The 11802-nt window shown below is 56.3% G+C and carries 11 protein-coding genes, 1 tRNA gene and 1 pseudogene; 9 read left to right on the top strand and 4 right to left on the bottom strand.

Going from position 1 to position 11802, the window contains the following annotated elements:
- Positions 1-142: 142 nt before the first annotated feature.
- Positions 143-814 (top strand): flagellar brake protein, encoded by a 672-nt coding sequence (locus BOW53_RS11640; protein ID WP_078488154.1) that lies wholly within the window; start codon positions 143-145, stop codon positions 812-814.
- A gap of 51 nt (positions 815-865) precedes the next feature.
- Here the strand turns inward: BOW53_RS11640 and trxB are convergent, their stop codons facing one another.
- Positions 866-1828 carry a thioredoxin-disulfide reductase gene (trxB, locus tag BOW53_RS11645; protein ID WP_078488155.1) on the bottom strand — a complete coding sequence of 321 codons (963 nt, stop codon included), beginning with the start codon at positions 1826-1828 and terminating at the stop codon, positions 866-868.
- A 233-nt stretch (positions 1829-2061) separates the two neighbouring features.
- Here trxB and ald point away from each other — a divergent pair, with 233 nt between their 5' ends.
- From ald to serS, 7 genes and pseudogenes are all read left to right on the top strand, one after another.
- Positions 2062-3120 (top strand): alanine dehydrogenase, encoded by a 1059-nt coding sequence (ald, locus tag BOW53_RS11650; RefSeq protein ID WP_078488156.1) that lies wholly within the window; start codon positions 2062-2064, stop codon positions 3118-3120.
- 117 nt (positions 3121-3237) lie between these two features.
- Positions 3238-5496, top strand: a complete 2259-nt coding sequence (locus BOW53_RS11655; protein ID WP_078488157.1) for a DNA translocase FtsK — start codon at positions 3238-3240, stop codon at positions 5494-5496.
- Positions 5497-5509: 13 nt separating this feature from the next.
- A complete protein-coding gene (gene lolA / locus BOW53_RS11660; protein ID WP_078488158.1) occupies positions 5510-6133 on the top strand; it encodes an outer membrane lipoprotein periplasmic chaperone LolA in 624 nt (207 codons plus the stop codon).
- Between the two features lie 10 nt (positions 6134-6143).
- The gene (locus tag BOW53_RS11665; protein ID WP_078488159.1) at positions 6144-7475 is read left to right on the top strand and encodes a replication-associated recombination protein A; all 1332 of its coding nucleotides are present in this window, start codon (positions 6144-6146) and stop codon (positions 7473-7475) included.
- Positions 7476-7545: 70 nt separating this feature from the next.
- On the top strand, positions 7546-7920 hold the full coding sequence (crcB, locus tag BOW53_RS11670; RefSeq protein WP_078488160.1) for a fluoride efflux transporter CrcB: 375 nt from the start codon (positions 7546-7548) through the stop codon (positions 7918-7920).
- On the top strand, positions 7917-8228 hold the full coding sequence (locus tag BOW53_RS11675) for a DUF190 domain-containing protein (protein ID WP_078488161.1): 312 nt from the start codon (positions 7917-7919) through the stop codon (positions 8226-8228). The genes crcB and BOW53_RS11675 overlap by 4 nt, the downstream gene beginning before the upstream one ends.
- A gap of 3 nt (positions 8229-8231) precedes the next feature.
- Positions 8232-9445 (top strand): annotated as a pseudogene (serS, locus tag BOW53_RS11680) (serine--tRNA ligase).
- A gap of 99 nt (positions 9446-9544) precedes the next feature.
- Here the strand turns inward: serS and BOW53_RS11685 are convergent.
- The 3 genes from BOW53_RS11685 to BOW53_RS11695 form a co-directional block, all read right to left on the bottom strand.
- Positions 9545-10243 carry a GAF domain-containing protein gene (locus BOW53_RS11685; RefSeq protein WP_078488162.1) on the bottom strand — a complete coding sequence of 233 codons (699 nt, stop codon included), beginning with the start codon at positions 10241-10243 and terminating at the stop codon, positions 9545-9547.
- 153 nt (positions 10244-10396) lie between these two features.
- Positions 10397-10582 carry a hypothetical protein gene (locus BOW53_RS11690; RefSeq protein ID WP_078488163.1) on the bottom strand — a complete coding sequence of 62 codons (186 nt, stop codon included), beginning with the start codon at positions 10580-10582 and terminating at the stop codon, positions 10397-10399.
- 67 nt (positions 10583-10649) lie between these two features.
- Positions 10650-11321, bottom strand: a complete 672-nt coding sequence (locus tag BOW53_RS11695) for a Bax inhibitor-1/YccA family protein (protein ID WP_078488164.1) — start codon at positions 11319-11321, stop codon at positions 10650-10652.
- A 192-nt stretch (positions 11322-11513) separates the two neighbouring features.
- Between BOW53_RS11695 and BOW53_RS11700 the strand changes: the two genes are divergently transcribed.
- Positions 11514-11604: transfer RNA gene (locus BOW53_RS11700), tRNA-Ser, on the top strand.
- The last annotated feature ends 198 nt before the right edge of the window (positions 11605-11802 follow it).

The following is an 11802-nucleotide window of genomic DNA, read 5'->3' on the forward strand; positions in this document are numbered from 1 at the left end:
GTAGCCACTGGCTTCTAGGCTTTGCTGTCTCATCGTTTTCCTGGGAGTGGAGATCAATAGGTCGATGGTATACGATTTTCGAAATTAATCAGAGTTGCCATAATCTTAAACAATAGAAGAATAATCGAAGGATAGAGAGCGCGTGGCAGAGAACCAATTGAATCTACATGTTGGTGATGTATTCCAGCTTCAGGTGTTGGCCACCGGTCATGACGAACAACGTCATGCCGGCACCGTGATCGGCTATGTTCCCGGAAAGAGTATCCTGGTGACGTCGCCGGAGGTGGATGGCAAGGTGATGCTGATGCGGGAAGGGCAGCTGCTGGCGGTGAGAATGCTCCATGGCAGCCATATCAAGGGATTTTTCACCAAGATCATCCACGTGGCGACAGCCCCATACCCCTATCTCCATCTCGCCTATCCGGCAGATTTTGAGAGTATCGCTGTTCGCAGCGCCGAACGGGTGGAGACCCGGATAGAGGCACTGGCAAGGAATACCCTGAACCTGGAATCTGAAGATAACTGGAAACCCATCCTGATCCAGGATCTGAGCCTTTCAGGTGCCAAGCTGTTGAGCCAGGGCAGCCTGGGAGAAACCGGTGACAAGCTGGAACTGACCTTCAAGGTGGATGTCTGCGGCATCGAAGAGACCCTGGACTTGGTTGCCACGCTCAGAAAACAGAGTACCAACAGACAAGCATCCCGAAGCAAAGGCTGGGAAGTGGTCAATGGCATCGAGATTCACCATGTGAACCGCTTTCAGAAGATCCTGCTGGGCAGTTACCTGCTCGAGCAGAAAGGGGGGTTGGAGTAGGAGGGGAGGCCCGGAGACAGGCTTTTGGCCTGTCCCCGGGTTAATCGCTTATCAGCCCTTGGCTTCCAGGGCGTCCAGGAAGCGCTCTGCATCCAGCGCCGCCATGCAGCCTGCACCTGCGGAGGTGATGGCCTGACGATAGACGTGATCGGTGACATCACCCGCGGCAAACACGCCTTCGATGTTGGTCATGGTGGCCTTGCCTTCGGTGCCGCCTTCAACCTTCAGGTAGCCGTGTTCCATGTCGAGCTGGCCTTCGAACAGGTCGGTGTTGGGCTTGTGGCCGATGGCGATGAACACGCCCTGCAGGTCGATATCCTTGGTGGAGTCGTCCTTCAGGTTCTTGATGCGCATGCCGGTGACGCCGCTATCGTCACCCAGCACTTCGTCCAGGACGTGGTCCCACTCGATGGTGATGTTTCCGTTTTCCGCCTTCTCCAGGATGTGTTTCTGCAGAATCTTCTCCGCCCTTAGGGCATCTCTGCGGTGAACCACGGTGACCTCGGATGCGATGTTGGAGAGGTAGAGCGCCTCTTCAACGGCGGTGTTGCCGCCGCCGATAACGGCGACTTTCTGGTTACGATAGAAAAAGCCGTCACAGGTGGCGCAGGCTGAAACGCCGCGGCCCTTGAAGGCCTCTTCGGATTCGAGTCCCAGGTACTGGGCTGATGCGCCGGTGGCGATGATCAGCGCGTCGCAGGTATAGACGGCAGAGTCGCCGGTCAGGGTAAAGGGGCGCTGGGTGAGGTCGGCCTTGTTGATGTGGTCGAAAATCACCTCGGTTTCGAATCGCTCGGCATGTTTGAGCATGCGGTCCATTAACTCGGGGCCTTGCACGCCTTCCCAGTCACCAGGCCAGTTGTCCACCTCTGTGGTGGTGGTCAGCTGCCCGCCTTGCTGCATACCGGTAACCATAACAGGGTTGAGATTGGCGCGGGCGGCGTAGACTGCGGCGGTATAGCCGGCAGGGCCTGAACCGAGAATGAGTAGGCGACAGTGTTTGGTTTCGCTCATTTATAAAACTCCATACGACATGCCATTTGTTGGGCTTGGCTGGTTACCCCGAATCCTGGATTGGTGTTCAGCATATGGCAATGGATCCGGTCTATTTCAAGGGCCAGAAACTGTTATGCTTGGTTGGGCCTGTTTACGGCAACAGACACAAGGAACTCGGGTCGTGAATCAGGGTCCAGAGTTCAAAGGCTGTAGATACTACGTAATGTCGAGCAAAGGGTAAAGGAGACAGGATGCGGATCGGAATACCAACGGAGATCAAAACCCAGGAGGGACGGGTAGGCCTGGTCCCCGAGGCTTGCTCAGAGCTGATCAGGGCGGGTCACACCGTCAGCCTGGAACGGGATGCCGGTATTCACAGCGGTTTCGCGAACAGCGAGTATGAATCGGTTGGCGTCAATATCGTTCCCGATGCCGAAACCCTTTACGGCGAAAATGAACTGATCATCAAGGTCAAGGAGCCCATTGGAGACGAGATCGAGCTCCTGCGGGAGGGCCACCTGCTCTTCTCATTTCTCCACTTTGCAGCTGACAAGTCGCTTATGGCGCGTCTGCAGCAGAGAGGACTCACCACAGTTGCCTTTGAAACCGTGGAAAGGGACGGGCAACTGCCCATTCTCGCCCCCATGAGCGACATCGCAGGACGCCTCGGGGTCCAGATCGGATCAAACCTGTTGTACCGGCCCCAGGGTGGCAAAGGTGTGCTTCTGGGCGGGCTGCCCGCTGCAGAGCGGGGCAGGGTGGTGGTGCTCGGTACCGGACATGCCGGTGGCAACGCGGTCAGGATGGCTGCGGCCCTTGGGGCGGAGGTGGTCGCTTTCGATAAAAAGCCTGAACGCCTGGAGGTGATGCGTGAATACGGCAATAACGTCACTGCGCTCTACCCCTACAGTGAAAAGGTGGACAAGGAGATCAGAAACGCCGATATCGTGGTGGGTGCGGTACTGATTACCGGTGCCAGGGCGCCTGTTCTTGTCAGCGCGGACCAGGTGGCTTCGATGAGGGAAGGCAGCGTCATTATCGATATTGCGGTTGATCAGGGCGGGTGTGTCGAAACCACCCGGCCAACCAGTTATGATGAGCCTACTTACGAGGTATCGGGGGTGACCCATTTCGCCGTCACCAACATGCCGGGAGCCGTGCCGAGAACGTCGTCACAGGCACTTTCCGCCAGCCTGATACCCTACGCCCTGAAAATCGCGGAAAAGGGTGGATTGGATGACCCGTCGATCAAGTCCGGTATTAACTTGAGAAACGGTGAGATCCTGCATCCCGCTTTGATTGGAATCTGATCCAATATTTCATGTACAATAAGAAAAATATTCAATAACCTTTTAAATATTCAAGAGTTTTGTGAGGAATAAGTGGGTCAGGCAAGTCGTACAGATCAGCAGCCATCGACTGTGAGCATGCATATCGGACGCCGTCTGAAAGAGGGCGCCCTGTTGTTGCTTGTGGCCATTGCCGCCTACTTCATGCTTTCACTGGTTACCTACTCACCACAGGATCATGGCTGGTCCTACACGGGCCCTAGGGATCAAGTGATCAACGGCGGTGGCCCGGTAGGTGCCTGGTTCGCCGATGTATTCCTCTACCTGTTCGGTTTTCTCGCCTATCTTTTTCCCGTCATGGTGGGTTGGAGCGGCTGGCTGATCTACAAGGAACGCAATCCTGACGACAGCATAAACATGCACTTGGTGGCCCTGCGCTGGTTCGGTTTTTTCATCACCCTTGCAGCGGGCAGTGCCCTTGCTGCCATGCATCTGCCAAATCTCGCCCTCCATCCCCACGGGGGCAGTGGCGGTATCCTGGGCACTTTCCTCCAGGAATTCCTGGTCAGCGTATTCAGTTTTGCTGGAGGCGGCCTGCTATCCCTAGCCCTCCTGTTGGCCGGTTTCACCCTGTTTACCGGGATCTCGTGGCTCACGGCAATGGACAAGGTCGGTGAGGCGACCCTGTGGCTCTATCGCCGTACCCTGTTGCTTAAAGCCCGTCACCAGGACTCACGCAAGGCCAGGGAGGCGCGCAAGCAGCGCAGCGAGGCGGTGAAGATCGAGAAAGAGAAGAGCCAGAAGCGCAAGCCGCCCCGCATCGAGCCTGTCATCAAGGAGGTCAAGGCCAGTGCAAGGGTCGAGAAGGAGAAACAGGTATCCCTGTTCGAGCCCATGCCCGAAGTGGGAGAACTGCCTCCGCTAGCGCTGCTTGATCCGGCCAAGGCCAGCGGCAAGGGTTACTCGAAAGAGGCCCTGGAAGCAATGTCGCGGCTGGTTGAGATCAAGATGAAGGATTTCGGCGTTGAAGTGGAGGTTGAGTCGGTTCATCCCGGCCCTGTTGTCACCCTGTTCGAGTTGAGACTGGCACCCGGCACCAAGGTCAGCAAGATCACCAACCTGTCCAAAGACTTGGCACGGGCACTCTCAACGATCAGTGTTCGCGTGGTTGAGGTCATACCGGGCAAATCGGTGATCGGACTGGAGATTCCAAACGAGTACCGGGAGATGGTCTATCTGAGCGAGGTACTGAAGTCCGAAGCTTACGACCACGCCAAATCCGCCCTGACACTGGCGCTGGGCAAGGACATTGCAGGTCACCCCTCCGTGGCGGATCTGGCCAAGATGCCCCATGCCCTGATTGCAGGTACCACCGGCTCGGGTAAATCGGTCGCCATCAACGCCATGATTCTGAGCCTGCTCTACAAGGCCTCGCCCCAGGATGTGCGCCTCATCATGGTGGACCCGAAGATGCTCGAATTGTCGGTCTACGAGGGCATTCCTCACCTGTTGACGCCCGTTGTTACCGATATGAAGGAGGCGGCCAATGCCCTGCGCTGGTGTGTGGGGGAGATGGAGCGGCGCTACCGCCTGATGGCCTCCCTGGGGGTGAGAAACATTACCGGTTACAACAAGAAGGTGAAGGATGCCGAGAAACGGGGCGAGCCCATCCCGGATCCCCTGTTCCAGCCAGATCCACTGGTGGAGGCCCAGCAGATTCCGAACCTGACCACGCTGCCATACATTGTCGTCATCATCGACGAGCTGGCAGACATGATGATGGTGGTGGGCAAGAAGGTGGAAGAGCTGATCGCACGCCTGGCACAAAAGGCCCGTGCATCGGGCATTCACCTGCTGCTTGCTACCCAGCGTCCGTCGGTGGATGTGATCACCGGCCTGATCAAGGCCAATATTCCCACCCGCATCGCTTTCCAGGTCTCATCCAGGATCGACTCCCGTACCATTCTGGACCAGATGGGTGCCGAGCATCTCCTTGGGCATGGCGACATGCTCTATATGCCCCCCGGCAGCAGCATCCCCCAGCGTGTCCATGGCGCTTTTGTGGACGACAACGAAGTTCACCGGGTGGTGGAGCACCTGAAGAAGACCGGCGAACCCGATTACATCGAAGAGATCACCCAGGAGACCAGTGAAGCACTGCCTGGTATGCCCGGCGAGCAGGACAGCGTGGAAGATGCAGATCCCCTCTACGATGAGGCGGTGAAGATCGTAACAGAGACCCGTCGTGCATCCATCTCCGGTGTCCAGCGCCGCCTGAAAATCGGTTACAACCGCGCTGCACGCCTGATCGAAGAGATGGAGAGGACAGGCATCGTCAGCCCCGCCCAGAGCAATGGCAATCGCGAAGTACTGGCGCCGCCCCCGCCGGATGTATGAGTAACCCATTCCAATGCGCAATATGAAACGCTTTATTGCAGCCATGCTGCTGCTTCTGACTTGTTCGGCCCACGCCGGTACCGGTGTGGATCAGATGAATACTTTTCTGCAAGAGGTGAGAACACTCAAAGCGGCATTCGAGCAATCGGTGCTGGATCAGGATCATGAGAGTGCTGCGCGTTCCCAGGGCATGTTCTACCTGAAGCGTCCCGGATACTTCCGGTGGGATTACAGTGAACCGGAAGACCAGATGATCGTCGCCGACGGTCGACAGATATGGCACCTCGACCCGGAGCTGGAGCAGGCAAGCGTTCAGAACCAGGAGACCGCGCTGAAGGGAACACCGGCGATGCTGCTTATCACCGGTGACCCAGTGGAGAACCACTTCGAGGTGATCGATATCGGCAACCGCCAGGGTATGGGCTGGGTGGAACTGATTCCCAGGGACCAGGAGAGCCAGTTCACGCGGATTCTGCTGGCCTTTACCAATAATGAACTGAGGCGGATGGAGATGGCGGACAAGTTCGGTCAGATTACCCGTTTTCAGTTCTTCGATATCGAGTGTAACATCGAATTCGAAAGCAACTTTTTCCGCTACGTTCCCCCGGAAGGTTTGGATATCTTCAGACCCGACTGAGTCTATTTGAATGAACGGTGAAGACCTCTTTTCTGAACCGGGCATGGAGGGTACGCGCCCCCTTGCTGACAGGATGCGTCCGCGTACCCTGGATGAATTCATAGGCCAGTCCCACATCATGGGACTGGACAAGCCCCTGCGCAAGGCCATAGAAGCGGACCGGCTGCACTCCATGATCTTTTGGGGCCCGCCGGGTACCGGGAAGACCACCCTGGCAAGCATGACCGCACTGCACTCCGGTGCCCAGTTCATCAGCCTCTCTGCGGTACTCTCCGGCGTCAAGGAGATCAGAAGTGCCGTGGAGCAGGCCAAGCAGGCCCAGCAGATGGAGGGGCGGCCCACCATTCTCTTCATCGACGAGGTACATCGCTTCAACAAGGCACAGCAGGACGCCTTTCTTCCCCACGTGGAGAGCGGCACCGTGGTATTCGTTGGCGCCACCACGGAGAACCCCTCGTTCGAACTGAACAACGCACTGCTCTCCAGGGCCCGTACCTATGTGCTCAAGTCCCTGACCCAGGATGAACTTGAGCAGATTATCGAACAGGCGCTGAACGATGGGGAACGCGGCCTTGGGGACAGGGAAATCCAACTGCCCCCCGAGCTCCGCACACTGCTGGCAGAGGCCGCTGACGGCGATGCACGCCGGGCCCTGAACCTGCTGGAGATCTCGGTGGATCTTTCCGATGGTCCCGAGATCACCCGCCAGGCGGTGGAGGAGGTGATCACCGGAAACCTGCGCCGGTTCGACAAGGGGGGAGAAGCCTACTACGACCAGATCTCCGCCCTCCACAAATCGGTCAGGGGCTCTTCTCCCGATGCTGCCCTTTACTGGCTATGCCGCATGATCGACGGCGGCTGCGATCCACTCTATATCGCACGCCGAGTGGTGAGGATGGCCTCGGAGGATATCGGCAATGCAGACCCCAGGGCACTGGCAGTTGCACTAGACGCCTGGGAGACCCAGGAGCGGTTGGGCAGCCCGGAAGGGGAACTGGCCATTGCCCAGGCGGTGCTCTACATGGCCTGTGCACCCAAGAGTAACTCTGTTTACACGGCATTCAATGCAGCGATGAAGGATGTGCGTGAACTGGGCAGTCTCGAGGTGCCCATCCATCTGCGCAATGCCCCGACCAAGCTGATGAAGGAGCTGGGCTACGGCAAGGCCTACCGCTATGCCCATGACGAACCCGACGCCTATGCCGCGGGTGAGCACTACTTCCCTGAAGCGGTGGAAGCCCGTCACTATTATCAACCAGTGGACCGGGGGCTGGAGATCAAGATCAGGGAGAAGCTGGCCAGGTTGGCACAGCTTGACGAAGAGGCGAAGGGAAATAAGTAAGCGCTTCGCGATCTGCATTCGCTGGGTGTAAAATAAATCCTTTGTGTTTGTCCAACAGGAGTGAGTCGGATTGTCCCAGGTTTTAGCAATCGCCGCGGGTGGGGCCGCAGGGGCGCTGATGCGCTTCTGGGTATCCAACGGCATCTATGCACTGCTGGGACGTGGTTTTCCTTACGGCACCCTGATGGTGAACGTGTTGGGATCCCTGGTGATGGGGCTGCTCTACGTCATGTTCATCGAACGTATGATGGTTAGCCCTGAAATGCGAGGCGCACTGCTCGTGGGCTTTCTAGGTGCTTTCACCACCTTCTCCACTTTCTCCATAGAGACGCTGAACCTGATCGAGCAGGCTGATTACATGAAGGCGGTGATGAACATGATTGTCTCCGTCGTCGCTTGCGTATTTGCCGCCTGGTTGGGGCTGGCAATTGGGAGGCAACTATGACGACCAGAGAAGTCACCATGGTGCGCATCTATCTGACAGAGGGAAAGCACCAGTACCAGCAATTGATGGAACTGCTTCACGACAAGGGACAGATGGCAGGTGTGACCGCTTTCAGGGGTATAGCGGGATTCGGACAGACCGGAAAAGTACACTCATCCACGCTGCTGGATATTTCACTCGATCTGCCCCTGGTTCTCGAATTCTTCGATGAACCGTCAAAGGTGGAGAAAGTGCTCGAAGATCTGAACAACTATGTTAAACCAGGCCACGTCGTGAGCTGGCCTGCAAATGTCAATATGGGTGAATAACCGATGCTCGACCCTCGTTTACTGAGAAACGAACTTGAAAACACGGCCCAGCAGCTGGCCCGCCGCCATGTGCAGCTGGATGTCTCTCAGATCGCTGACCTCGAGGCAAAGCGCAAGGCGCTCCAGGTCTCCACCGAGGAGTTGCAGAACGAGCGCAACAGCCGTTCCAAGGGAATCGGCAAAGCCAAGGCTGCACGTGAGGACATTCAGCCGCTGCTGGCGGAAGTAGCGGATCTCGGCGCCAAGCTGGACAGCGCGAAGGAGGAGCTGTCTGCCGTTCAGGATCAGCTGCGGGATATCACCCTGGGTATTCCGAACATTCCCCACGAGAGCGTACCTGAGGGCAGGGACGAAGAGGACAACCGGGAGGAGCGCCGCTGGGGTGAGCCGACCCAGTTCGATTTCGAGCCCAAGGACCACGTGGATCTCGGCGTGGACAGTGGCATGATGAATTTCGAGGCCGCCGCCAAGATCACCGGTTCACGCTTCGTTACCCTGCAGGGTTCCCTGGCCCGCATGCAGCGTGCACTGGCCCAGTTCATGCTGGACACCCATACCGGGGAACACGGTTACACCGAGACATACGTGCCATTCCTGGTAAATGCCGACAGCCTCCAGGGCACGGGGCAGCTGCCGAAGTTCGAAGAGGACCTGTTTAAGCTATCCGGCGAACTCAGCTACTACCTGATCCCCACCGCAGAGGTGCCGGTCACCAACCTGGTACGGGACGGGATAATCGAGACCGATGAGATGCCCAGGCGCTGGGTCGCCCAGACCCCCTGTTTCAGGAGCGAGGCGGGCTCTTACGGAAAGGATACCCGTGGAATGATTCGCCAGCACCAGTTCGAAAAGGTCGAGATGGTGCAGGTGGTGCGTCCCGAGGAGTCCTACCAGGCCCTGGAGGAACTGACCGGCCATGCAGAGACCATTCTTCAGAAACTGGGGCCGACCTGGAGGTCTGGCTGCCGGCACAGAACACCTACCGGGAGATCTCCTCCTGTTCCAATTTCGAGGACTTCCAGGCCCGGCGTCTCCAGGCACGCTGGCGCAATCCGGAAACCGGCAAGCCTGAGTTGGTACATACCCTCAATGGCTCAGGCCTCGCCGTGGGACGCACCCTGGTCGCGGTAATGGAGAACTACCAGCAGGCGGACGGGACCATACGCGTACCTGAAGTGCTTCAGCCCTACATGGGCGGTATGGAAGTGTTGGGGTGACGATCCATCGTTATTCTGGCGAGCGCCAGAATGACCGGTAAACAAAAAAAGCCCTTGCCAGGAGGCGAGGGCTTTTTTATTTAAGTTACGGTTCAGAGGTCAGTTCAGATTGCTCGAGATCAGCGATGCTCCCAGTATATCTTCCGTCAGTTTCAGTTCGCCCGTCAGTTCCTGATCCCTATCCCTGGTCTCTTTCAGGCCGTTCTGAATGAGTATCCGCTCCAGCTTCCTGATCTTCTTCTCCATCTTTTCAGCTACCTTGATGATCTCCTGGCGAAGATAGATGCTCTCGATATTCATATGAAGCTGGGTTGCCATGCGCTTGAGCAGTTCGACGTCTTCGTTGTTGAACTCGAGGTGACCTTTTTTGTTCAGCACCTGTAGGACACCAATGACTTCCTTGGTGTGAGACTTGAAGATGGGCACGCCCAGGGCATTCTTGGTAGTGAATCCGGTTTTACGGTCTACACGGTCATGGGTGCCTGCAACCACTTGGAGATTGTCGCGGATCTTGTGTTCACCCTTATGGATGATCTCACCCACCAGTGAGTTTTTCTGTGGCACCTTGACTGAGCGCTCCTTGAGATCAGTACCACACTGCACCCAGACGTGCTCAGTCTTGGGGTCGAGGATGAAAATCGAGCAGCGTTCGCTGTTCAGCAATTTTGGCGTGATATCCACGAAGAACTGGAGAAGACCACGGTTTCCCGTCTCGTTCCAAGCCTTCTCGAAAGCCTTGTGTTTGGCCTTCAATCGCTCCAATTCCTTTTTCACGCGGTCAAGTTTGGTGGAATCCATCTTCAAATCTCCTCTGGGGTGTTGATTAAAAGATACCAACAGGGTCAGGGATAAACTGAGAAGTGGATTGCAAAAAAGCTTGAATTTCAGCGAATTAAAATCAATCCGGAGACGGTTCGTGACAGAAGTCACAATATCAGGCGGGGTATGGAATCACGCCAGCATGATCAGCAGCAGTACAAAACCGACTACCAGAGCAAGGGGGAGAATGGCTGACGCCCAGTCGCCTTCCTGGGCCTTGGGGCTGTTCTGCATCCAGTGTTTTGCCGTCGGGTAGAGGAAAAGCAGCATCAACCCGAGGACGATTGCCGAGCCGATCTGAAGCCAAATATTATCCATGAAGGGGCCCTCTAAATGACAACCCCGGCTCAGAGGCCGGGGTTGTGCTCAGCTAACAACCTTTCGATCAGTCGTCGCCACCGAAGATTCCAAGAATCTGGAGCAGGCTGATGAAAATGTTGAAGATCGCCATGTAGAGGCCGTAGGTGGCGTGAATATAGTTGGTTTCGCCACCGTGGACCATCTGGCTGGTCTGGAACAGGATGTAGGCGCTCATCAGCAGCATGATGCCGCCAGCGATGGCCAGCTGCAGTGCAGGCATCTGGAGGAAAATATTGGCCAGAATGCCCACCAGCATCACCATCATGCCGGCAAAGATGAAGCCGCCCATGAAGCTGAAGTCACGACGGGAGGTCAATGCATAGCCGGAGAGGCCCAGGAATATCACGCCGGTGCCGCCGAGCGCGGTTGCCACGGTCTGCGGTCCGTGGGGCAGCGCCAGGTAGATCTGGATGATCGCCCCGAGCCCGAAACCGAGCAGGCCGGTAATCAGGAATATGACGCCGATACCGGAGGAGGAGTTAGCAGTACGTGGTAGCAGGAACATGCCCAGCAGCATCGCCGCGATCACGGATGCGGTGTAGGTCCACACCGGAACAGCCATGAAAAGTGAAACCATGGCCATCACCGCACTGAAAGCCAGCGTGGCGGACAGCAGCATGTAGGTGTTCTTGATGACCTTGTTGACCGCCAGGGCATTACCTGCCGGACGGGCTACAGAATAGTCAAGACGATTCATAGGATTAATCACTCCTTAGTTTGTTATCCAATCAGTATCTGAAGCATGAGACTTCCGATTCCCCAGATTGGTTCCACAGCATACTTGATTGGGGCGGAAATTCAACAAAACAAGCTTAGTCTTTCAAAATGTAGATTTTTTACAGAGGGGGTGGTCTACACAAAAACAATCGGGTATTCTTCCGCCTCGTTTGGAGAGGTGGCTGAGCGGTCGAAAGCGGCGGTCTTGAAAACCGTTGAGGGTTTGTAGCCCTCCCAGGGTTCGAATCCCTGCCTCTCCGCCATAGAATCAAAGGCTTACGTCACTTCTGATGTAAGCCTTTTTTGTTGGAAAAATAATATTTGGGGCAAAAATGGGACAGTCCTGAAAAATCAACTACAATTAAAGGGAACCTCGAAAAACACCGTCGTCATCATCAGCTGATCACGTGACCGGTTAAAACAGCAGCCCAATATTCGATTTCCCGTTCATTTCTTCGTTC

Origin of the sequence: Solemya velesiana gill symbiont, assembly GCF_002020805.1 — a bacterium.
Classification (GTDB): Bacteria; Pseudomonadota; Gammaproteobacteria; order Chromatiales; family Chromatiaceae; genus Sedimenticola_A.